The sequence below is a fragment of the Variovorax saccharolyticus genome (assembly GCF_030316765.1).
Taxonomy (GTDB): domain Bacteria; phylum Pseudomonadota; class Gammaproteobacteria; order Burkholderiales; family Burkholderiaceae_C; genus Variovorax; species Variovorax saccharolyticus.
Window position 1 is genome coordinate 113,872 of the sequence record NZ_JASZYT010000012.1, and the last position, 21,497, is coordinate 135,368.

Below are 21,497 nucleotides of genomic sequence, written 5' to 3' on the forward strand. Positions count from 1 at the left end.
GGTCGGCGGATAGCGCGGCTTCATCGGGCGCGTGGAATGACCTGCACCTAGATCCCTCCGAGGCAGAGGTATTTGAGCTCGAGGTAGTCCTCGATGCCATGCCGCGAACCTTCGCGCCCCAGCCCCGATTGCTTGACGCCGCCGAAAGGTGCTTCGGCGGTGGAGATGTGGCCAGTGTTAATCCCAACCATGCCCGACTCCAATGCCTCGGCGACGCGGAAGATCCGACCGATGTCGCGGCTGTAGAGGTAGCTGGCCAAGCCGAATTCCGTCGCGTTGGCCAGCGCAATGGCCTCGGCTTCGCTCTGGAACCGGAATATCGGAGCCACCGGGCCGAAGGTTTCCTCGTGGGCGCAAAGCATGTCGGCGCTGGCATCGGCGATGACCGTGGGCTCGAACAGCCGACCCGAACGCAATCGCCCCCCAGCCAGGACGCGCCCACCCTTGGATTGCGCATCGCTCACATGCTGACGGACCTTCTCCACGGCTGGATCGTCGATCAGCGAGGCCACCTGCACGCCGGGATCGAAGCCGTTGCCGAGCCGCAGCTCGCGCACGCGCTCGGCGAGGCGCGTGACGAAAGTCTCGTACACCCCCTCCTGCACATAGAACCTGTTGACGCAGACGCAGGTCTGTCCGGCGTTGCGAAACTTGCTGATCAAGGCCCCCTCGACGGCACTCTCGATATCCGCATCGTCGAACACGATGAATGGCGCATTGCCGCCGAGTTCGAGCGACAGCTTCTTGATGGTCGGCGCGCATTGGCGTATGAGGATGCGCCCCACTTCGGTGGAACCAGTGAACGACAGGTGGCGCACCACCGGACTCTCGCACAGCGCGCGGCCGACCGCGATCGAGTTGGCGCCGTCCGCACTCAGCACGTTGAAGATGCCGGGAGGCAAACCCGCGCGCGCGGCCAGTTCGGCCAAGGCCAGTGCACACAGGGGCGTCTGTTCGGCCGGCTTGACGATTACGGGGCATCCCGCGGCCAGTGCCGGAGCGACCTTGCGCGTGATCATCGCGAGCGGGAAGTTCCATGGCGTGATCGCTGCGCAGACGCCCACTGCCTGGCGGAGCACCAGCAGGCGCTTGCCCGGGTCATGCGTGGCGATGGTTTCGCCGCAGACGCGGCGACCTTCCTCGGCGAACCATTCGAGGAAGCTGGCCGCGTAGGCGACCTCGCCGCGAGCCTCGGCCAAAGGCTTGCCCTGTTCGGCGGTCATCAGGAGCGCGAGGTCATCTGCGTGCTCGAGCATCAGCGCGTTCCAACGCATCAGCAGAGTAGCGCGCTCCTTGGCGGTCTTGTCCCGCCAAGCAGGCCAGGCTGCGCCGGCCGCAGCAATCGCCTGCTGCGCGTGGCCCCGATCAGTATCGGCAACCCGCGCCAGTTCCAGACCGGTCGCCGGGTCGGTGACCGAAAATCGTTGCGTCTGTTCCAGCCAGGCGCCGTTGACATAGGCCGCGGTCTTTAGCAACGCGCGGTCCCGGAGATTTTGCAAAGGGGAGTGATTCATTGTCAGTGGAGTTCGCATGCCGCGCCGCACCGGACAGGGGATGCCGGGAGTCAGCGCGTGAAGGGTGCGTCAAGGTGCCGCACCGTCGTGACGCCGCGCCATACCGCGCCAGATCGAGAAACCGAACTAAGGCGTTCTGCGCGGCGGCAAATTCTCCCGGGGATACCCGCCGGCCCGATAGGTCAGAAACAGAGCGTCCAGAGGTGGATAGCGCTATGTTTCCTAGTAGAGTCATCTCCAATCAGCCCCAGAAAATGCGAGCTTGCTTGGTTAGATCAGGCGCATTCTTCAAGGCGGTTGCCACCCAAAATAGGCGAATACACGATGATTCCTAGCGTCTCGCGCTCAAGCGCCACAGCCGAGCGGTCAATCCTCCAACTCACGAGCTTGGCCGAGGTCGCCAAGCTCGTGAATGCGAGTTCGGACCTTGGCACGATGCTGGACCGGATCGTCCTTGCAATTTGCCGCTACACACAGTGGGATATGAGCTCGATCATGAGCATCGACGAGCGCACGGGCCGGACGGTATTGATGGCGCGCTATGACCCGCTTTTCATGGATGTACCGACCGCGCCGCGCACCTGGGATCTGGCGACGAGTCCCGCGCTCCAGGTGATGCGCACCGGCAAACCGGTGATCTTGCTCGATGCCCAGAACGACACGAACTACCCCTTCTATCAGGAAGACGCCCGCGCCCGGAACTACTCCACGGTGGTCATCGCACCGCTTCCAGCGCGTGACGCGTACGAACGCCAGATGGTGATTGCGGTGCAATCCAAGGCGGCCATTGACGTCGACGACGAAGCGCTCGAGTTCCTGCTCACGGTTTCGCATCTCGCTGCGATCGCCGTCGAGAAGGCGCACAAGCTGGCCGAAGAGCGGGCTCTCTCAGACCACATGCGAAGGACCGTCGAGACGGCGGGAGTCCTCATGAAGCTGGTGCTCTCGGACTCCTCCGCATCGCACGTCCTCGAAGTGGTCGAGCAGTTGCTTGGGCGTAAGGTCTGCGTTACCGATCACTCAGCCGTGGCCGTGTTGACTAGCGAGGCTACGGGCCGCGACCCGGCCGTCCTCGAATTGCTGCCCCCGGTGCGTCAACGCCTCGACTCGGCCTTGCGCGCGCCGACCCATGGCAGCCGTTCTGCCGGCGCCTTGCCGCCTTTCCTTCAAGGGCGGGAGCAGCAGCTCGACGTCGACGGAGCAATCGTCGGAAGCCTGTACATCCTGGGCGAAGCGAGCGAGGTCGACGCACTTGACGAACTCCTGGTGCAACAGGTGCAGTTCTCAGTCAGCGTGCTGTTGATGCGAAGCGTGGTGCGTTTCAATAGCCTTGCCGAGTCGCAGTCGACGCTCCTCGAAGAGCTGGCGCTCGGCGGTTGGCGCAAGGAGGAGGACGTCCGTCTTCGTGCCGCTGCGGTCGGCGTTCACATCGGTGCGCCCGCGTACCTGGCGGTGGTGAGTCTGCCGATGCAGGACCATCAGCGAGCCGAATGGCTCGAGCAGCACCACCGGGCCGTCAGCTTTCTGGTGAGCCAGGCTTTCGACAAGTCGGCCGTGGTCATGATCCGCCCTTCCGAACTGCTCGTTTGGTTCTCTCCGTCCGAATCTGGGCCTGACGCCTTCCGCAGCGACGGTCCGCTCCTAAAAGTCCTCTGCACGGAACTGGGGCGCCTGCTCGGCGAATCAACCTTTCTCTGCATTAGCGATCGCTGCGTAGGCATAGCGGACTACGCCGCAGCTTGGTCGGCATGTCAGCGCATGTCCGAACTTTCGCTGCGTTTCGGCCGACGGGGCGTGGTTCACGAGACGGACTTCGGTCCGGATGCGCTCATCCTTGCGGCCTTGCCGCACGACGGGGTACGCAAGTTCCAGAGCAAAGTCTTGGATCGCATTGCCGCCTTCGACGAGCGCAACGGCTCGGAGTTGCTTCCGACCGTGGAGTCATTCATGATCTGCAACTGCAAGTTGCAGCGATGCGCCGATGCCATGTCGATCCATGTCACGACGCTTCGATACCGACTCGAACGCGTGCGCGAACTATTCGGCATTGACTTTGAAAGTGCGGACCAGCGCTTCAGCTTGCAGCTTGCCTTACGGATTCGTGCGCTCGAGGCACCGGCCCGGCACACTCCTTAGGAGAATCCTTTCGATCTGACTCAACCCTGTGTCGAGAGAAAGAATTTCCTCCGTTGCTGCGTCATTCTTCTGACTCCCTGCCGGCTGCCCAACCGATGGCCAGTGATTTCCTCTCTCGACTCTTACGAACTATGTCTACCTCGTGCTAGTTTCGACTTTGCACGGAGCGAACAGACTCATTCCGAGCAAACAACAACAATTTGAAGGAATGTGTCGAGTTCTAGGACAGGTATCGTTTTCTGTTCGAACATCCCATAAAATCCGCTCCGGCGCGGATTGGGATGGGCGATGTTCATTCATCGACTCATCAAAGGCGCCTTTGTCGCAGACGTTCATGAGACCAAGCGACGAACTCCCTCAACTTCAAAGGTTTCAGACTCAATGACGAAGTCCTACGCGCAACTCAAATCCGCCATCGCCAAACTTGAAAAGGAAGCCGCTGCGCTCCGAGAAGCCGAGACGACAAAGGTGGTTGCGCAGATCAGAGAGTCGATCGCCACGTTTGGCCTGACCGTCGAGCACCTCTTTGGCCGTGGTGCCAAAGCACTGAAGACAGCCACTGGCAAGGCTCTCGGCGGTGGCAAAGCAACGCGCAAGGGCGCAGGCATTCCCAAGTACCGCCACCCCAAGACGGGCAAGACCTGGACCGGGTTCGGCAAAGCTCCCGGTTGGATCGCCTCTGCGCGCAATCGTGACAAGTTCCTCATCGACCAATCTGGCGTCGTTGCGGCACCTTCGGTCGAAAAGGCTGAAGCGCCTGTCGCTGCAGTGGCGAAAAAGGCTACTCGCAAGCCCCGCAGTGTTGCAGCACCGGTGAAGAAGTCGCTACGCGCCACGAAGCTTGCTTCCGCTTCCGCCGCAGTTCCCGATGCGAAAGCTGAGACGACGATTGCAAAGAAGGCTGCCCCGAAGAAGAGCGCTCCTTCGAAGAAGGCCACGCCGGCGAAGAAGGCGGCGGCCGCCCCCAAGGTTGCCAAGGCTGCAGCGAAGGCTCCCAAGAAGGTCGTTGCCAAGTCCGCGAAGTCGCAAACCGTCGCCAAGACCCGCCGCCCGCGTGCAACCACGGCCGCTGCAGCACCTGTGTCGACCTCCGCTCCCGCAGAGACGAGCGTATCCGCGAGCTGATATTGCACGTCGGCCGTCTGCGGCCGCCGAGATCACACAAACGGGCCGCTTTTGCGGCCCGTTTGTGCTTTGGCGCAGTTGCCCCAGACAGCGACCGGGTGCGCTCAACGTCCACGGGGGAGGCATGTTCTTGGCCGAGCACGCCGCGTCGACGCCAGGCGACGCTTAGTCGAACGCCGCTCCTGGCGTGACACCGAATCACTTCCAAGGCATTGCTCGCAGAGCGAGGAGAACGGACCCCGGGCAAGAATGCGATCTCCAGCGACCCCTGAACAATCGCCCTCGCCTTCCCGCTTTCTACCAAATGCCCGATCGATGAAGCCAACAAGAAGACCTTCGAAGACCCAGACCCGTATCGCCACGCGGGGACCCGCCGTGGGCGAGTGCAACATCTGCGGCACCGTCGGCCCTCTGACTGAAGACCACACGCCGCCCAAAGGTTGCTATCAACCAAAGGCCGTCGAGCTACGCGCACTTGTTCGCAGGCTGGCAGACCCGTCCTATGGCGCCTTAGGACCCGAATCGCGCTTTTCTCAGAACGGCGTCAAGTTCAAGACGCTATGCCATCGCTGCAACAACACCCTGCTCGGAACGAAGTACGATCTTGCGCTCATTGAATTTGTAAACCGAGTTGCTCGACTCGTCAGGTCGGATCTCGAGCTGCCCCTTGAGCTCAAGGTAGAAACTCAACCCCAGGCGATCGCTCGTGCGGTACTGGGGCATATGGCTGCCCAGGGAGTTGGCCGATACCCAAAGGGACCGCAGACCGAGGCGGTGCGCGACTACCTCCTCGACGAGGCACTGCCTTTGCCCAGAGGGTCAAGCCCGAGCGCGATCCGGCGACCAAGGAGGTGTTGCCTCCCGAAAAGCAGGACAAGCGCTCGATCATCCCGATCGAGCGGGGCGATGTCGACCAGTGGCTGGCCGGCACCGTCGAGGAGGCGCAGGAGCTGCTCAAGCTGACGCCGGTTGACGTGTTCGACGCCGGGCCGATCACCGCTCCGGCCTAGCGCTCATACAGCGCCCTGCGCCGCCCGATCGTCGCCTCCGAACACGTTGCTTTGGGGACCTGCTCGGACCGCTACGATCACCATTCCAAAAACGATCGAGGAGTGAGAGATGAACGGAATGGCTGGGCTCGGAGTGTTCCTGTCGGTGGCGCTTTTCCTGCTGGGACTCGTGGTGGCGATCCTGTGGATTTGCATGCCGTTCGCGATCTTCGGCACGAAGCCGCTGCTTCGCGAACTCATTGCTGAGCAGCGCAAGACGAATCAGTACTTGGCTGCTGTTGCGGCCGCCGACCGCGGCAAAGCCACTTTCGACGTCAGCGCCGGCGGGGGCGCGCGTAGGGTCGAACCAACCTGAATCGGAGGACCGATGAACGAGTGGTTCTTCGGGCTGCTCTTAGCCTACCCAGGGGCGTTCCGCTTGGCCGGACGCGCACTGTTTAGCCTATGCGGCGTACTGGCGTTGATCGGTCTTCGATTGGATCGAATCGGGAACCGCGCTGGCAGGATGGCGGCGCGAGCGCATGTTGAGGCGCCGGACGTCTTGGCGGGCCTTCCATGGTGGCTTGGGATGGCAGTTCCTGAATCTCCCATGGAGTGGGCGGGGCTCGTAGCGCTCGCGGTCCTCGGTGCGTACTTGGCCTACCTCGGTAAGTGGGCCAGCAAGCTGTCGGCATGAAAAAGCCCGCCGAAGCGGGCAAGACCTTGGAGCACCGAGGAGGAGGTCCATGGTGGAACTCGCCCATGAACGGGGCCTGAATCACCGCGCGGCGCGGACGGGAATCGCTCTGATCCACCTCAATCACTGATCCCCGCGCTGGGCCTTGCGCCAGTCCCACGGCGGCACCGGCTCGGCATCGCGCCAGAGCCCGGCGTGCTTGGCCTTCGCTTCCGTCTCGGCGAACTCGTATTGCCCACGTTCCTGGGCGGTCTGTTCTCGAGAGTAGGCCTGGTACCACCAGGCCATGCCTACCGTGACCATCGCAAGGCCGGCATCGAGCGTCTTGGGCCCGCGCGGCGCTGAGGCGGGCGTCACCATCACCTTGCACACAGAGCGGCCGTAGCGATCGGTCTTGGGGCAGTCGAGGTCGACGTCCTTCATGTAGACCATGTCTGACATCGCCTGCTTGGAGCGCACGCCAAACGGCTGCCGCTTCTCCGGGGCGTCTATGCCGTTCAGCCGAACCTTGACCTCCTCGTAGCTGCCTGGCTGACCACAGCGGGCCTTTAGGGTGTCACCGTCTGAGACCCCGACCACCAGGCAGGTGCGAGGGGCCGCGAAGACGGCAAGCGGGAGTGCGAGTAGGAGAAGTGGGAGGAAGCGACGCATGGTCCCATTGTCGCGAAGCGTCATGCCTGTCCGCGCCTCCGCAGCCCTTCGCGGAACAGCAGCGCACCAATCCCTCCAAGTACCGCCCAATCGTCTTCTGTGAGGCGATCTCCAGCCAGGTCCATCCAGGCCGCTAGACTGGCTATGGCGTCGTCCAGCCCCTGTCCGCTCCCCTGCACGTCCAGTAGAGAAGCGCGTTGTTCGAACAGTTCGATGGTCGGGTGTTTCATGGACCCATTGTCGTCCCAGGGGCAGTCCATCTCCCTGCAGCGTCAATGGCGGACGGTGAGTCCTGACCCGCTCGAAGAGGTTGCGGCTGATCTGTGGCTCTACGAGAGGCCGTTGGGCGCGCGCCGGTCTCCAGCAGAATGCGCAGATGGCGATCGCTACAGCTCGCCGGTCGTCCCGACCGCGACCGGCTGCAGTCGTCCAACATCGGACCTTCATGCCTGCCTTCCAATTTGCCAAGAACCGACCGACGGACATGACCCACAACCGCCGTTCTGAGCCGCGCCCAGCAAAACCGTTCTGGGGGCGTCCGTAGAATTCACCGCTTTGCCGAGACAAACATGACCACTGCCAAGAAGCAAACGGCGTTCACGCGCCCCCTGACACCCAGCGTTGAGCTCGCAGCTGTCATTGGCTCCGCACCCCAGCCTAGAACCGAGGTCACCAAGCTGCTGTGGGACTACATCAAGCTGAACAACCTCCAAAACCCAGCGAACAAGCGCAATATCCTTTGTGATGCCAAGCTTCAAGCGGTGATGGGCAAGCCCGAGGTGACGATGTTCGAAATGTCGGGGCTTGTTGGGAAGCACCTGTCCTGAAGAGCGTTGCCGCACGCAGCCGGCTTCGGCCGGCCAGGGGCCGACCCTGCTCGATGACCGGCCGCAGACGGCCAACATCTGACGTTCCGCTGAGTTAGTCGTCCGGTCAAAATGCAGGGGTTCAACGTTTGAGGCAACTACATGCTTGAAGAGCGCGGCCACTGGTTTCCGGCGAAACGCTATGGGTGGGGTTGGGGTATGCCGACGCGCTGGCAAGGCTGGGCGGTTCTCATCGCGTACTTCCTCCTGCTCGGTCTCGCCATCATCGTGTTCCGTCCAGACCGGACTCCAGTTGCGTTTCTTGCGTCCACCGGGTTTTTGAGCCTCGTCCTGGTCGGGATTTGCTGGCTGAAGGGCGCGCCACCGAAGTGGCGCTGGGGATGACCGTGACCCGTCCGTCGTGACCGCACCTGCCTCGAGCGCCCAATTCCACAGTCGCCTGCCGGCCGAGGGCGTGTGAAATCAGACGCTCTTGCCAGAAGCTCCACGCCGCATTCGGCACCTTTTCTCGGATGCCCAGGTTGAGCGACGGCTGGGTGCACATCCTGATCGAGCCCACCGTGAAGGACATGCTGGGCCAGCTGCGGTCGATCGGGGCCTGCGACTGCCGTGACTGTGTCCCTGACCTGATCCGCGCCCCAGACTCCCCAGTCAGCGAGGCGGAGGCTCTATTGCCGAACCATCGCCATCCTCCGTAGGCTCAGCAGCATCGGCAAGCACGGCGCGCGCTTCCGCTTCGATCGCATCGAACACCTCTGCGGGCAGGTCCGCGGCGAAGCGCTTGCGCTTGCTGATCGAGATTGTCCCTTCGCCATCCATTGCGATCGAGATCAATGTGGCGAGCAGCGAGCCGCGAACGTCGTAGCGTTCGTCGATCGCGCGCCGAATCGCATCGAAATGCGCGAGGTATTGCGTCTCCTGGCGAAGTTCGACATCGAGCGCCTGCTCGGCCATTGCAAACCCAAACTCCACGGCTGGTGTGGCGTCCCAATACCGATAGATCGTGTCGTCCGCCTTGAAGTCGAAATAGAACTGACCTTCGCCTGCCGACGTCACCTGGACCAATTCGCGAGCGGGAGCTGAGAACGCCTGCAGCGTCTCCAGATACTGCCGCTCATGGCGTTTCATCGCGACCGAAACTGGCAGCAATGCGCCCTTCTCGAGTTGGCCGGACGTGCACAGAGCCTTGTGGAAGAGGAATCGCGACAAACGGCCATTACCGTCCATGAACGGATGGATGTACACGAATCCGAACGACGCGATGCTCGCGGCCACAATCGGGTCAATCTGCTTCGGGGCAGTGTTCGCGAAAGCCATCCACTCATCCATGAGCCGTAGCACGGCGTCAGGTGGCGGAGGAACGTACGAGACGCTTGCAGCCCCTCCCCTATTCCCGCCGCTGCGCAACCAGTTCTGCTCGTTGCGAAACTGGACAGCCTTCTCGAAGACGCCACTGACAGTGGAAGACTGCAGCTCGACCAGGTATTCCTCGGAGAGCGGCCGCCCCTCATGGGCTTGCTTCAGCAGCGCGATGAACTTGCGGGCCTTGTCTTCTGACGGCGCCTCTCGCTCGATTGCGTAGCTGTCCTCGGTCTCGTGCAGGTATGCCCACGAAAGCGCTCGATCCATCATCTCCTTGCCCAGGCTGTCGATGAACGCTTTGGTGCGGCCCAGGATGTCCGACCTGATTCCGGCTTCGACGGCTGGTGATCGCTCAACCGTGGCGCAGTACATCGGCGAACCGAGGCCATTGAAATTCAGGCGCCATCGGCTGTTGCGATTGTCGGGTCCGGTCACGTATCGCTCAGGATCGAAGAGGTCGACGTAGCCGCCGGCGATGTCAGGCTTGCCCTCGAGTACGGCCCCGGTGTGCAACTCCCAGAGGTAGCAGGCCGCCCGTATGTATTGGCCATTTGGAGAATCGTTGAGTTCCTTCAACATCCGTTCGGCCGAGATCTTCGGCAAGGCCTGCGCGAGGATCTGCATGTTGACGCCCTCATGCTTCAGCGCAAACAACAGGTGGTTGAGTGGGTCCTCGGTTTGCGGCACCACGTGCGCTGGCACCGCCAAGTGGCCTTCGATCGCCTGGATGCGAGTTACCGGTCGAACGATCGCAGGCCTCGCCGAAGGCACGGCGGCGAGATTCAAGGACGTTCGAACGAGTTCATATCCGGCATTTGCCATGTTTTCTTTCAGCGTTCTCAGATTTTTCTCATTTCCCAGCTCAAAGGCTGGATTTCTTTCAGTTCTCCATTTTCACCCGGGTAAATTACCCTCAAACACCGCGGACAGATGATTTTTCACTCCGGGCAATTTATCTTCATTTTTGCGGCAGCAGTCCAATTTATTTTCAGTCTCTCGCGGCGCAGCCTAGCATCATGGGACCGCTCTGTCAGCGCTCGCGACGTCGGTGATGAACGCATCGATCTGTCCACCGATCAGATCGTTCAGCGCAGGCCCCGTGCTGACGAGCTTCATGCGATCCACGGTCGATCTGCGGCTTCGCTGGCAGGAAGCTCAAGCGATTCAGGGACTTCAGAGGATCGAAGGAGCGCGCGGCATGAACTCGCTGCACGCAGCCCCGATGCAGAACGACCAGTGCAAAACTGGCTTCGCGTGGAAGCGAGCAATGTGATCGAGCTGGGCTCTTCAATTGGTGGTGCCCACTGACGGCCCCCAAGGCTCGCCACGTTCCTCAGAAGATGTGCCTGATGCCGAAGTCGTACCCAGTGGAGCTCTTGGGGATGAGAACACCCGTTGCAGGCGTCGCCTGATAGAAGTTCGGTCCGCCCAGAATCAGATCGGCGCCGTTCTTGTTTCGGATGCTGGCCACTGTTGCGTACAGTGCCGTACGCCTCGAGAGGTTGTGAACGTAGCCCAAGGCCCACTTGTCGGCCTTCGGATCGTCGGTCAGGCCGAACACCTGATTGAGTCGCGTCACGTTGTTGTAGTTGACTTCCGAATAGGCGAGGCGGATCAGTCCGGGGCCCACGGGCACCGTCGCACCAAGCAACCAGCCGTTTGCGCCGGGCTTCTGGAAGTTGGCCAGCGTGAAGGTGCGTTGCGTGTCCTGCTTGTTGTTCGAGTACTCGCCGAACAGCTTCACCGCGCCGAAGTCATACGAAGCTCCGAGGTTCCAGATGTCCAGATTGGTCGTCGTACCCAGGAAGTAGTTGGAGGCGACGGTGGATTGCGCGTAGGCGGCTGCGACATCGAGAGCACCGCTCGCATAGCCGCCACGTACGCCCCAGTAGCGGCCCGCACGCGCATTGTTGGCGGCAGCCGCCAACGCGGGGTTGCCCGCAATGGCAACCGCCCCCGGTGGAGTGAGGCTCCCCGGGTCGTAGCTCGTCTTTTCGTTCATCGCGAACATGGCCTGGCCGTAGAAGCCTCCGAGGTCCCGAGGCAGGAAAAAGCCGATCGAGTTGCTTGCCCGAGCATAGTTGCCGTTGCTCGTAAACCCATTGGTGATCGCGCCGCTGGAGCTGTACCCGTTGGCAGTCAACAGGATGCTGGCACCGACGCCATTGGAGCCGAAGGGGTCAAAGACAGTGTCGTTCCAGAATGTCGGCGTGTAGTCGCGGCCCAGCCGGATTTCTCCGAAAGCACCAGACAGGCTCACCGTCGACCGACGGTTGTAGTTGAACGCGCCTGCAGTGCCGGCGCCGGTACCGGTGTCGACGTTCAGTCCAGCTTCGAGCCAGAAACTGGCCGCGAGTCCGCCACCAAGGTCTTCGGTGCCACGAAATCCAAGCCGACCGGAGTTGTAGCCCGACGGCGACACGCCCGTCTGACTGGTCGTGATGCCGACACCGCGGACGCTCTCCGTCTTGTTGGAATAGCTGCTGATCGCAGCGTCCGCTACACCGAACAGTGTGACTGAGGACTGCGCGGATGCAACACTGGCAGCAGCCAGTGCAGCAAAGGCGACAAGGGATCTTTTCATGCAGGTTTCTCCATTATTTGAATGCGAGGGTGACGGCCTGAGGTCCCAGTGACCTTCAGCGCCGAGCACCGAATGGCCCAGAGTCAACCTCCCAACGGGAAGTCAACTTCATTGCACCAAGGCCGCTTCATTCATGAAGAGTCATTCCTGCAATTTCATTCAATAACTCTGCAAGTTCAACACCGACGAGTCGACATTGCGTTGTTTGACAACGACAAGCCCGAAGAACAACAGCACGGGTTCAACGCGTATCCGTACGCAAGGTCTGCCGCATCTTGCTGGGAGCGACGCGATACCAGAACTTGAACTTGCGACCGAAGTTGGTCGGATCTGCATACCCCAGCTTGGAGGCAATGGCTTCAATCGACAGTTCGGTATGCTGCAGATACCAGGTCGCGTGCGTTCTTCGCAAGTCTTCCTTGATGTCTGAATAGGTGACCCCCGCCTCTGCAAGCCTTCGAACCAGTGTGCGCGCCGAGATGTGAAGATCGAGAGCGAGCTCACTCACATCCGGATTGCTCGTCAGCCGTTCGAGCAGCCTGCGACGCACCCGTTGCACGAAGGCGCCACATCCCTGCTCCGACGCCATCTTCCCGCATGCGTGCGCGGCTTCGACAAAGGCCTCTGGATCGGCCGCGACGCAAGGCACGCGAAGCAAATCCGCCGGCAGTTGGAAGCTGAGGTACTCCTGGTCGAAAGTCACGCGGCGTACATAGCGCAAGCACGGGACGTCATTGCCGGGCGGGCGCGCATAGGGCAGACCAACAGTCAGCTCGTCGACAGGTCGCCCGAGGATTGCCTCAAGGAGCCGGCAATGCGAGCCGATGACGGATTGCATGACGAACACTTGCGTCTCGCACAGCGGCCGCGTTGCTTTCACCTTGAGCGTGCTCCATCGAGTGCTGTTCTCCAGCTGGAACTCAAGGCCACCGAAAACAAGGCCGGCGTATCGCGTCAGGAACTGAAGCCCTTGCCCCAAGCTGTCGCTGGTCACTGAGCCTATGCCTATCGGTGTGTGGTAGGGCTGAAGCATCGATCCGGCAATCAACCCCAAGGCTGGGTCGCCGCTGCATTGAATGGCGCGAGCGACGAATCTCCGGAAGACGGAGAAGTCCACCATCTGCTGGCCGTCACGCAAATCCTTCCAGGCGAGGCCCGCGTTCTCCAGTACCGCCGCCGGCCTGATGCCGAGACTGTTCAGGCAGTCCATGACGCTCCGGATGTAAACCGGATGCGCGAACGGAATGTCCGGGTCGTCCAGCAAGCACGCAGCGCTGACTTCCGGCGCGGTGTGATCCGCGCCGCAGGGATCTGCCGCTGCGTCATGGACCATTGCGTGGGGCCTAAGCGCCGCGCACGAGGAGGACTCGATCGACCTGCCCGCTCGGCCCCAGTCCACCGTAGCCTTCGACACGGTCGAGGTCGATCACCACCGCAATCCCGCTCATCGCGAAGTCATGCTCCCGCTCCACCTGGGGCGCGGCGTCATACACGATCTGGCGTTCGAGCGCCGACGCCGTCACGTGCGCCCTTCCGAGGAAGTGGTAGGTCGCCTTGATGCCTTCGTCGCGATACATGAGCGCAACCCGCGGATTGACCTCGATGGCTCTTGCGAATCCACCGCGGGCGTTGCGCACCCAAAGAGAAAGGCGAGCATCGCCGTGCGCCTGCAACGATCCCCTGAACGACAGGTGAGGCTGACCATCGGCGTCCACGTAGGAGAGCAGCATGGGATGTCGCTCCCTCAGGGCGGCATTGATCTTCTCCCGAAGTTGACGGGGCAGTTCAAGCGCCGAGGCCTGCACGGGTCGAGGCGCCGAGCGCTGCTGGCTCAGCTCGGCGATGCCGCCGTCGCGCGCAACGATCGTCAACACATACCCTCGCTGCCATGATTCTGGCGGTGACGCGATCTCCAGGACCACGTGGCCCGTATCGCACGACGGCGGCAAGCAGCGCATGCCTGCACCGCGAGCCTCCTGGGCGATGGCACACAAGGCCGTCGAGCCCGCCTCCTTGCCCTCGATCCGTCCACCCAGCGAGCGCACGACACAATCGGCGAGCAACAGCTCTTCGACCGCCGCCTGACTGATCGTCTCTCCCTCCACCGCCGCTTGCAGCACGCGCCCGAGCTTGCCCGCCACCACCAACGAATCTTCATGCACCGCTTCTCTCCTATTCGGGCTGAATCCCGGCGTCCTTGAGCAATGCGGACCAGCGCGGCTCGTCCTTTTTCACGAACTGATCGATCTCGCTTGGCGTCATCGAGAACTGTCGACCCGACTCGACGATGAACTTCTGCAACTCGGGCAAGGCGCTGATCTCGGTGATCTGGCGATGCAGATAGTCGACCACCGCACGCGGTGCTCTCGAGGGTACGAAGTACCCGGTCCAGGTCGTGAGCACCACACCGGGCAGCTGCTCGGACAGCGTGGGGACGTTCGGGAGCAGTTGCACGCGCTGCGATCCGCTGACAGCCAATGGCACGACCTTGCCTGCCTCGAGCAAAGGCGTCGCCGCCAGAATGGGGCTCAGGCCGACAGCGATCTGACCGGACATGATGTCCAGCAGCATGCGGGAGTTCTCCTTGTAGGGAACATAGACTGCCTTGATCTTGCCCGCATTGGCCATCATCTGAGCGGTGACCGCCGTGGTCACGCTGGCGCCCCCGATCTCGTAGCGGCCCGGCTCGTCGCGGATTCGTTGGATGAGCTGAGCCAGCGTCATCCCCCTATTGGCTGCGCCGGTCACCAGGAGGAAGCTGGTCTCCTGTGTCATCGCAACCCCGGCCAGATCGGTGGTCGGATCATAGGAAAGGTTCTTGACCATCGCACGCGCTGCCGAGATGCCGGAGTTCGTGCCATAGAGGATGGTGTAGCCATCTGCGGGTGCGCTGCGGGCCACGTACTGCGTTCCGAGCATGCCGTTGGCACCGGGACGGTTCTCGACGATGACGGGCTGCTTGACCCGCTCCGACAGTTCCTTGGCGAGCAGCCTGGTGAAGACATCGGGCGATCCACCCGCGCCGAACGGCACGATGAAACGTATCGGCTGCGAGGGAAAGGGAGCTTGTGCCTTTGACATCGGCGCATGGGCAATCGCCGCCAAGCCGACGCCGAGTTCGAGTGCGCGTCGCTGGAAAGCGCGTCTTGTGAGCTTCATCGCACTGCTTCCTCAGGCCACGGACGCGGAAGACCCACGCGACGTTGCGCTGGATTCCCTGAGTTCGCGCTTGAGCACCTTGCCGATGGCACTGCGCGGCAGTTCGTCCATGCGATTCACCGATACGATGCGCTGCGTCTTCCCCACGCGTGCATTGACCCATGCGCGCAAGTCTTCCGTGCTCAGTTCTTCGTGACCCTTGCGCCACACCACGAAGGCGCCGGGTGATTCGCCCCACTCCTCCGAAGGCAGGGCCACCACGGCCGCCTCGAGCACCGCTGGATGGCTGCACAGCACCTCTTCGAGATCGCTGGGGTAGATATTGAATCCGCCCGAGATGATCATGTCCTTCTTGCGGTCCATCAGGACCAGAAATCCATCGGAATCGAAGCGCCCGACATCGCCAGTCCGGATAAAGCGCTTGCCACTGGCGTCGAACCATTCGACGCTGCGAGTCTTTTCGGATTGCCCGAAGTAGCCGGTCATCATGCCGCCAGAGCTTCCGACGACCTCCCCCGTTTCGCCGGGCGCGCATTCCCGGCCATTCTCGTCGATCAGCCGGATATCGCTGCCGCTCGCCGGCTGGCCGACGGTGTGAAGCTTGTCCGGATGCAGATGAGCCTCGAGGATGCAGGTCCCTCCGCCTTCGGTCATACCGTAGTACTCGATCAAGCCACCGGGCCATCGCCGCAGAACGTCGGCCTTGAGGGCTGCAGAAAATGGCGCGCTGGTCGAGAACTTGATGACGAAGGCCGAGAGATCGTGCGCATCGAAGAGATCGCTCGCCATGAGCCGACGGTATTGCACCGGTACGAGCATCGTGTGCGTCGCGCGAAACGATTGGCACAAGGACAGGTACACCGGCACACTGAACTTGTTCAACAGGACCACCGTGCCGCCGAACGCCAATGTCGGGAAGAAGACGACCAGGGTGGTATTCGAGTAGAGCGGAGTGGCCAGCACCGAGACGCTCTCGCCGGTGTAGCCGCTGGAGCGACCTCTTTGCATGTGGGTCCAACGCATGCCGTGAGACTGCACGATGCCTTTGGGCTCTCCGGTGGTGCCCGACGAGTAGATGATATTGAAGCCGGAGTCCGCCTCGATGGTCGCCGGCCTTGCCGGCACGCTGATTGACGACGTCCATCGTGAGAAACTCGCTCCGATTTTCGATTCGTCGAGTGCGATGCGCTGCGCGCGTCCCTGCGGAATCTCGCTGACGAGGTCTGCAACGCTATCATCGACGAAGAAAAGCCGGGCGCCGGAATCCGACAGCATCCGGGCAAGCTGTTGCGGCGTCGAGCTGGGTGCAAGGGGGACGACCACCACGCCGGCGCGCAGCGCGCCAAGAAACACCAGCGCGTAGGGCACTGACGAGCGACCACAGATTGCGATGCGGTCGCCCAAGGCCAGGCCGGATTCATGAAGCGCAGCCGCCACGTCGTCCATGCGGTGATCGAGCTCTCTGTAGTCGATCGCTTGCGAGCTATCGCTGCCATCCACCAAGGCCAGCCGCTCTGGCGCGCGCTGCGCATGCATGCGGATCAGTTCGCCGATGGTGCCGAAATCGTCATCCATCGACAGTTCCGTCGTTTCAGGGCCGGTCGAGGCCGTTGAAGGAAAAGTCATCTGCTCTCCGTGGGCGCCGGCTCGCGCCGGGCGAATAGTGATTCGAGGAAGTCGAGCTCAGCGGAACGCCAGCCCGCGCCGACCTGCATACGATCGCCAAGCACCAGATGAAGATCGGTACCCGGTGCGTAGGCAGGCCATTCTGCGGGCAGGCCATCGACATTGGGATTCCCCGTCGTCGCAAAGGCGACCCAGCTTCGCATCATCGAATCGCTGAGCTGCTCGTCGACGGCGTCGAAGCGTGCCGGCGAACCTCGCCTTGCGACGGCCAGGTTGCCAAATACGTGCGCCACTTCCTCGCCGTGGTGAGGTCCATCGACCTGCCCGGGTCTGCGCCGAGTGAAGACGTAGCGCCACACGTCTTGCCCTTGGTCCGCCATGGCTCGCGCAAGCAATCGCGTTCCGTAGTTGAACTGGGTGTCGGCGAACATCTCGGCAACTCGGGTGCGCACTTCGGACGCATCGCGCGCGCCGTAGACGCTCCGCGCTTGCTCCACACAATCCTCGAAGTTCGCATGGATCAGCGCGTCGAAGCCTGCGAGGTCCTCGACGTTCCAGGCGGCGGTCAGCATGGACCCTTCGTCAAGATTGGAGCCGATCAGGATCGGCATCGCGTGTACACGTCCCCCGATGAATGCGGGTCGCTCGTCTTCGGGCAGTACCCAGCCATCGCGGATCGGTCGCAGAACCCGAGGCGTGGTGAGGCCACGCACCTTGGGGGTCAGGAAGGCGGTGCGCCTGAGTACCTCGGCGCCGTCGAGCCGGCGCAAGGCCTGCACGTCCGCCCCGACGGCCTCGCCGGCGCGCTCGGCATCCGCCAGCGTGGCCAAGGGCCGAGCGGCGCCGGGGCTCTGGAGAATCGCTTTCTGGAACAGTCCACGGGACAGCGGAGAAGCCAGCAGCAGGGAGATCGATGCAGACCCGGCCGACACTCCGAAGACCGATGTCCGCGATGGGTCGCCGCCGAAGGCCTGGATGTTGTCGCGCACCCATTTCAGCGCACAGATCTGGTCCAGCAGTCCGTAGTTGCCGGACACGCCTTCCGGCGACTCGGCGCTCAGACCGGGATGCGCAAGGAAGCCGAAGAGTCCGACCCGATAGTTGACGGTGACGAGCACAACGCCGCGCGCCGAGAGCGTCTGCCCGTCGATGCGTTCGTCCGACCCCGAGCCGCCGACAAAGCTCCCCCCATGGAGCCAGATCATCACGGGCAGAGTGCCCGGCGACGCGTCGACAGGAGACCACACGTTCAGATAGAGACAGTCTTCGCTCTGTCGGGGCGCGCGTGTGAGGGTCTGGCTGTTCTGTGGACAGTCCGGGCCGAATGCGGTCGCATCACGCCTGCCTGCCCAGGCCGCGAGAGGTATCGGCGGCCGCCATCGTGCATCGCCTGTCGGAGGCGATGCGTACGGAATGCCGAGAAAGGCACGCACGCCGCGCCGCGCATCGCGCCGTCCGCGCAGGGCACCGCAGGGTGGATCGACACAAGGCGTGGCTTCATCCACGCCTTCGCTGTCCGCAGTCACTTCGCTCCCGCGTCCACGGTCTCCGCCCTCATGGCAGTTGCGGAAGACGACACAGCGCTCGGCGCCAACGCGGCCTTCTGTGCCGGACGAACGGCCTTGTCGACCTGGTCCTCGTAGGCTTGCAACCAGTCGATGCCTTCATCCACCACGAAATAGCCGCTGCGTGACTTCAGGAAGACCTCTGGGTTGTCCACTCCCGGAGGCACCGTCTTCTTCTCAGCGAGTGCGCGTGCCGCCTTGAGCAACCGGCGCCGGGTGCGGGCGATCATCTGGTCCGATGGGCCGAGATGCTCGAAGTCGTGGTCGGTGATCCCTCCCATGCTCTCGGTTACGGCCTGGTCCTGCAGATGGATGTTCTCGATTCCGGAGTAGATGCTGTTGTTCTGCTGTGCCTCGCGGTCCAGGGTCCAGTCGTTCGACTCGTTGGCCTTGAGACGCCAACGCCCCAGCCATTCGGTGCTGATCGGCTGGTATTCTGCGGCCTTCAAGCTGCCTCCCAGAAAGCTGCCGTCCTTCAGGGGACGCTGCCTGAGATTAGGCATGTCGCTGCGCCAGCGCAGGAACACCATCATCGTGTGTGTGTCGTCCAGCGGAACCCAGGCCCGCGCATGCACGTTCTTGTCGAATTCGCCTTGCGGAGTCTGCGTCCAGAAGGGAAACATGAAGTTGGCGAAACGCCAATAAGTCTTGCCTTCGCCCGCATTTCGAAATGCACCGTAGGACGTGCCCCAGTCGGTCTCGCGCACGTGATAGCGCGGGGCACGTTCGGTGGCGGTGTGGTCCAGCGGGTGGCCGGACGGAACGTTCTCCGGGTCCAGGTTGCCCGCGTGCAGGAAACCGAAGTGCGCGGTATCGATGTCGCCCTCGAGGCTCTGCACGAAGTTGCAGTCGCGCAGCACCATCGAGATGTCGAGTTCGTCGCCCGGCACCAGCGACGGCTCGATCATCGGCAGCTCGGGCAACTGTTCGCGGTCGCCCATGTAGACCCAGATCAGGCCATTGGCTTCGCGAACCCGGTACGCCTTGGCCTTGACCTTGTCCTTGAAATCCTGCTCGGGCGGCACACTGGGCATGTCGATGCAGTTGCCTTCGACGTCGAACTTCCAGCCATGGTAGATGCAGCGTATGCCGCTCTCCTCGTTGCGCCCGAGGAACATGGATGCGCAGCGATGGGGGCAACGGTGATCCATCACGCCGACGCGCCCCTGGCTGTCCCGAAACGCGATGAGCTTCTCGCCCAGCAGCATCAGTCGCATCGGCGCGCCGTCGGCCGCCAGTTCCCTGGACATGATCGCCGGCAACCAGTACTGGCGCATGAGGTTGCCCATGACCGTTCCAGGGCCCACGCGGGCCAGGTCGTCGGTATCTGTCGAAGTTCTCATCGTTGTTTCTCCTTGGGGGTCGATACAGCCAAACGGCTGCTCAGCGGTTGATCAAAGTTTGATTGAAGGACGGACTGCTGCTCTGTTCTGGCGGACCAGGTCATGCCAGAGAGGCGGTTCGGACCGGTCGCTGAGCGCCTTGAGGACCTTCCATGTCCGAGATGCTCGAGGGATCGCGGTGCGGCGGCACCATGGTGAACTTGCTCTCGACGCTGGTGTAGTCGAGGTAGCCGAGGCGCGCGAGAGGACGCAGGCGCACGATATCGATGCGGCCTTCGGCGTCGAAGGCGCGGTCGTCAATGTGAATGCCGATCACCCTGCCGAACACGACATCCACCGCGCCTGCGCCGTTGCCCGGGAGTGAGACGGTCTGCATGTAGCGGCATTCGAAGTGAACCGGGGAGTCCGCGACACGCGCGGGCTTGACGAGAGTCGAAGGCAGCCGCTCCAGGCCGATCTTTTCCATTTCATCGACCCCGAACGGATAGTCCTGCGACGATCGATTGACAGCGTCACGCTGTGCGAAAGTTGCCATGTTCCAGACAAACTCTCCGGAGTCCTGCGCATTTCGCACCGTATCCTTGGGCTCTCCGCTCTGACGGCGATTGGCCGAGAACAAGACCATCGGCGGGTCATAGCTGACATTCTGGAACTGACTGTAGGGCGCGAGGTTGCCGATGCCGTCCTTGCTCAGCGTCGAGATCCAGCCAATGGGGCGGGGCACGACGCAGGATTTGAATGGCCGAAATGGAAGATGATGGTCGGTAACGCCAGGTTCGTAGTACATGGGGGTCTTTTCGTTGATCACTCGACGGCGAGTGGTGCGGTGCCGGGGTCTACTGCGCCTCGACATTGATACTCTTCAGCAGCGCGCCCCATCGCGGTCCCTCTTTCTTCACGAAGGCGTCCGATTGCTCGGGCGTCATGAACAAGGTCACGGCGCCACTGTCCTGGCTGCGCTTGAAGAACTCCGGATCCTTCAGGATCTCCTGGGTCTTCGCATGCAGGAATTCGATGATCGGCCGGGGCGTGCCAGCGGGCGCCCAGAATCCGGTCCAACTGGTGAGTTCGAAGCCCGGTAGGGTCTCGGACACCGTCGGTATGCCGCTCCACTTGCCAGTCAGACGCTTGGGCGCCGTGATCGCGAACACGTGCAGCTTGCCTTGCTCGACCAGCGACTCGATGCCGCCCAGCGCACTGACGGCGATGTCAAGCCGACCGCCGATCACGTCGTTGTTCAGATTGGGGTTGTTGTAGCGGGCATAGGGCTGGTCAATCCTTGCAGCGCGCTGCAGCATTCCATTGACAACCTCTTGCGTGATTGCACCTCCGCCGATCGGGTGTTTGCCGGGCTCGTCACGCATGAGCTGCAGCATTTCGCCCAGACTCTTTGACGCCAACTCCTGGCGGCCAATCAAGACCATCGGCGACTCCGAAGTCACCGCAATGGCGGAGAAGTTCGACAAAGGGTCGTACTGGAGCGACTTGAACAGGTACGGGGCCGCCGCGAGAGATGAGTTGCTGCCGTACACGAGCGTGTACCCGTCCGGCTTGGCGCGCGCGACGTACCCCATCCCCACGGTGGTGAGCGCGCCCTGTCGATTCTCGACCAGGATGTTTTGCCCGACCTTCTGCCTCAGCTTGTCGGCGAACAATCGCGTGTAGGTGTCCGGAGGCGACCCCGCAGCATACGGCACGACGATGGTGATGGGCTTCGACGGATAGGCCTCCGCGGCGTGCGCCGGGTCATGCACGAGAAAGGCTGCGGCCAACGTCGACAAGGCGCCCCGCATGAGCGACGAAAGAGCGGACCGGCTTGCGAAGCGGCGACTGCCGACGGGCGGATTGGCAGTGGTCCGGAAGATTCTCATGTTGTGTGTCTCGTGGTTGCGCGGACGTGTCGACCGGCCGCAAGTTCA

Annotated in this window: 20 protein-coding genes; 7 read left to right on the forward strand and 13 right to left on the reverse strand. The window is 62.4% G+C overall.

From position 1 onward, the window contains the following. Positions 1–47: 47 nt before the first annotated feature. Positions 48–1,514, reverse strand: coding sequence for an NAD-dependent succinate-semialdehyde dehydrogenase (locus QTI45_RS30075; RefSeq protein WP_286656927.1), 1,467 nt, complete (start codon positions 1,512–1,514; stop codon positions 48–50). 387 nt (positions 1,515–1,901) lie between these two features. Here QTI45_RS30075 and QTI45_RS30080 point away from each other — a divergent pair, with 387 nt between their 5' ends. The 4 genes from QTI45_RS30080 to QTI45_RS30095 all read left to right on the forward strand — a co-directional run bounded on the left by QTI45_RS30080 (position 1,902) and on the right by QTI45_RS30095 (position 6,140). After that, positions 1,902–3,650: a helix-turn-helix domain-containing protein gene (locus tag QTI45_RS30080; protein ID WP_286656928.1), complete on the forward strand. Its 1,749-nt coding sequence runs from the start codon at positions 1,902–1,904 to the stop codon at positions 3,648–3,650. A 381-nt stretch (positions 3,651–4,031) separates the two neighbouring features. Continuing rightward, a complete protein-coding gene (locus tag QTI45_RS30085; RefSeq protein WP_286656929.1) occupies positions 4,032–4,775 on the forward strand; it encodes an H-NS histone family protein in 744 nt (247 codons plus the stop codon). 851 nt (positions 4,776–5,626) lie between these two features. Then, the gene (locus QTI45_RS30090) at positions 5,627–5,785 is read left to right on the forward strand and encodes a hypothetical protein (protein ID WP_353621344.1); all 159 of its coding nucleotides are present in this window, start codon (positions 5,627–5,629) and stop codon (positions 5,783–5,785) included. Between the two features lie 109 nt (positions 5,786–5,894). After that, positions 5,895–6,140, forward strand: a complete 246-nt coding sequence (locus tag QTI45_RS30095; protein ID WP_286656930.1) for a hypothetical protein — start codon at positions 5,895–5,897, stop codon at positions 6,138–6,140. Positions 6,141–6,584: 444 nt separating this feature from the next. Here the strand turns inward: QTI45_RS30095 and QTI45_RS30100 are convergent, their stop codons facing one another. Together QTI45_RS30100 and QTI45_RS30105 are read right to left on the reverse strand one after the other, a co-directional pair. Further along, a complete protein-coding gene (locus QTI45_RS30100) occupies positions 6,585–7,112 on the reverse strand; it encodes a thermonuclease family protein (RefSeq protein WP_444813325.1) in 528 nt (175 codons plus the stop codon). A 20-nt stretch (positions 7,113–7,132) separates the two neighbouring features. After that, a complete protein-coding gene (locus QTI45_RS30105) occupies positions 7,133–7,342 on the reverse strand; it encodes a hypothetical protein (RefSeq protein ID WP_286656932.1) in 210 nt (69 codons plus the stop codon). Positions 7,343–7,681: 339 nt separating this feature from the next. On the opposite strand from QTI45_RS30105, the gene QTI45_RS30110 reads away from it, so the two are divergent. Both QTI45_RS30110 and QTI45_RS30115 read left to right on the forward strand, forming a co-directional pair. Next, on the forward strand, positions 7,682–7,939 hold the full coding sequence (locus tag QTI45_RS30110; protein WP_286656933.1) for an SWIB/MDM2 domain-containing protein: 258 nt from the start codon (positions 7,682–7,684) through the stop codon (positions 7,937–7,939). A 141-nt stretch (positions 7,940–8,080) separates the two neighbouring features. Continuing rightward, a complete protein-coding gene (locus QTI45_RS30115; RefSeq protein ID WP_286656934.1) occupies positions 8,081–8,323 on the forward strand; it encodes a hypothetical protein in 243 nt (80 codons plus the stop codon). A 267-nt stretch (positions 8,324–8,590) separates the two neighbouring features. Here QTI45_RS30115 and QTI45_RS30120 read toward each other — a convergent pair whose 3' ends face one another. Continuing rightward, positions 8,591–10,087, reverse strand: a complete 1,497-nt coding sequence (locus tag QTI45_RS30120) for a Fic family protein (protein WP_286656935.1) — start codon at positions 10,085–10,087, stop codon at positions 8,591–8,593. A 144-nt stretch (positions 10,088–10,231) separates the two neighbouring features. Here QTI45_RS30120 and QTI45_RS30125 point away from each other — a divergent pair, with 144 nt between their 5' ends. After that, on the forward strand, positions 10,232–10,609 hold the full coding sequence (locus tag QTI45_RS30125) for a hypothetical protein (RefSeq protein WP_286656936.1): 378 nt from the start codon (positions 10,232–10,234) through the stop codon (positions 10,607–10,609). 25 nt (positions 10,610–10,634) lie between these two features. Here the strand turns inward: QTI45_RS30125 and QTI45_RS30130 are convergent, their stop codons facing one another. The 9 genes from QTI45_RS30130 to QTI45_RS30170 all read right to left on the reverse strand — a co-directional run bounded on the left by QTI45_RS30130 (position 10,635) and on the right by QTI45_RS30170 (position 21,449). Continuing rightward, positions 10,635–11,885, reverse strand: a complete 1,251-nt coding sequence (locus QTI45_RS30130) for a porin (protein WP_286656937.1) — start codon at positions 11,883–11,885, stop codon at positions 10,635–10,637. Between the two features lie 241 nt (positions 11,886–12,126). Next, positions 12,127–13,218: an AraC family transcriptional regulator gene (locus QTI45_RS30135; RefSeq protein ID WP_286656938.1), complete on the reverse strand. Its 1,092-nt coding sequence runs from the start codon at positions 13,216–13,218 to the stop codon at positions 12,127–12,129. A gap of 10 nt (positions 13,219–13,228) precedes the next feature. Then, positions 13,229–14,047, reverse strand: a complete 819-nt coding sequence (locus QTI45_RS30140; protein ID WP_286656939.1) for a pyridoxamine 5'-phosphate oxidase family protein — start codon at positions 14,045–14,047, stop codon at positions 13,229–13,231. A 10-nt stretch (positions 14,048–14,057) separates the two neighbouring features. Then, positions 14,058–15,044, reverse strand: coding sequence for a Bug family tripartite tricarboxylate transporter substrate binding protein (locus tag QTI45_RS30145; protein WP_286656940.1), 987 nt, complete (start codon positions 15,042–15,044; stop codon positions 14,058–14,060). Between the two features lie 12 nt (positions 15,045–15,056). Then, complete coding sequence (locus QTI45_RS30150) at positions 15,057–16,619, reverse strand: class I adenylate-forming enzyme family protein (protein WP_286656990.1); 1,563 nt, start codon at positions 16,617–16,619, stop codon at positions 15,057–15,059. Between the two features lie 47 nt (positions 16,620–16,666). Next, positions 16,667–18,196: a carboxylesterase/lipase family protein gene (locus QTI45_RS30155; protein WP_353621345.1), complete on the reverse strand. Its 1,530-nt coding sequence runs from the start codon at positions 18,194–18,196 to the stop codon at positions 16,667–16,669. Further along, positions 18,193–19,524: a Rieske 2Fe-2S domain-containing protein gene (locus tag QTI45_RS30160; RefSeq protein ID WP_286656942.1), complete on the reverse strand. Its 1,332-nt coding sequence runs from the start codon at positions 19,522–19,524 to the stop codon at positions 18,193–18,195. Before QTI45_RS30160 ends, QTI45_RS30155 begins: the two co-directional genes overlap by 4 nt. A 154-nt stretch (positions 19,525–19,678) precedes the next feature. Beyond that, positions 19,679–20,365 (reverse strand): flavin reductase family protein, encoded by a 687-nt coding sequence (locus QTI45_RS30165; RefSeq protein WP_286656943.1) that lies wholly within the window; start codon positions 20,363–20,365, stop codon positions 19,679–19,681. A gap of 49 nt (positions 20,366–20,414) precedes the next feature. Continuing rightward, complete coding sequence (locus QTI45_RS30170) at positions 20,415–21,449, reverse strand: Bug family tripartite tricarboxylate transporter substrate binding protein (protein WP_286656944.1); 1,035 nt, start codon at positions 21,447–21,449, stop codon at positions 20,415–20,417. Positions 21,450–21,497: the final 48 nt, after the last annotated feature.

What these genes read in the sequence shown, in the direction of transcription:
- QTI45_RS30075 (WP_286656927.1), bottom strand. Translation starts at nt 1,514, where the DNA reads ATGAATCACTCCCCTTTGCAAAATCTCCGGGACCGCGCGTTGCTAAAG.
- QTI45_RS30085 (WP_286656929.1), top strand. Translation starts at nt 4,032, where the DNA reads ATGACGAAGTCCTACGCGCAACTCAAATCCGCCATCGCCAAACTTGAA.
- QTI45_RS30095 (WP_286656930.1), top strand. Translation starts at nt 5,895, where the DNA reads ATGAACGGAATGGCTGGGCTCGGAGTGTTCCTGTCGGTGGCGCTTTTC.
- QTI45_RS30100 (WP_444813325.1), bottom strand. Translation starts at nt 7,112, where the DNA reads ATGCGTCGCTTCCTCCCACTTCTCCTACTCGCACTCCCGCTTGCCGTC.
- QTI45_RS30105 (WP_286656932.1), bottom strand. Translation starts at nt 7,342, where the DNA reads ATGAAACACCCGACCATCGAACTGTTCGAACAACGCGCTTCTCTACTG.
- QTI45_RS30110 (WP_286656933.1), top strand. Translation starts at nt 7,682, where the DNA reads ATGACCACTGCCAAGAAGCAAACGGCGTTCACGCGCCCCCTGACACCC.
- QTI45_RS30115 (WP_286656934.1), top strand. Translation starts at nt 8,081, where the DNA reads ATGCTTGAAGAGCGCGGCCACTGGTTTCCGGCGAAACGCTATGGGTGG.
- QTI45_RS30125 (WP_286656936.1), top strand. Translation starts at nt 10,232, where the DNA reads ATGATTTTTCACTCCGGGCAATTTATCTTCATTTTTGCGGCAGCAGTC.
- QTI45_RS30130 (WP_286656937.1), bottom strand. Translation starts at nt 11,885, where the DNA reads ATGAAAAGATCCCTTGTCGCCTTTGCTGCACTGGCTGCTGCCAGTGTT.
- QTI45_RS30135 (WP_286656938.1), bottom strand. Translation starts at nt 13,218, where the DNA reads ATGGTCCATGACGCAGCGGCAGATCCCTGCGGCGCGGATCACACCGCG.
- QTI45_RS30145 (WP_286656940.1), bottom strand. Translation starts at nt 15,044, where the DNA reads ATGAAGCTCACAAGACGCGCTTTCCAGCGACGCGCACTCGAACTCGGC.
- QTI45_RS30150 (WP_286656990.1), bottom strand. Translation starts at nt 16,619, where the DNA reads ATGGATGACGATTTCGGCACCATCGGCGAACTGATCCGCATGCATGCG.
- QTI45_RS30160 (WP_286656942.1), bottom strand. Translation starts at nt 19,524, where the DNA reads ATGGGCAACCTCATGCGCCAGTACTGGTTGCCGGCGATCATGTCCAGG.
- QTI45_RS30165 (WP_286656943.1), bottom strand. Translation starts at nt 20,365, where the DNA reads ATGTACTACGAACCTGGCGTTACCGACCATCATCTTCCATTTCGGCCA.
- QTI45_RS30170 (WP_286656944.1), bottom strand. Translation starts at nt 21,449, where the DNA reads ATGAGAATCTTCCGGACCACTGCCAATCCGCCCGTCGGCAGTCGCCGC.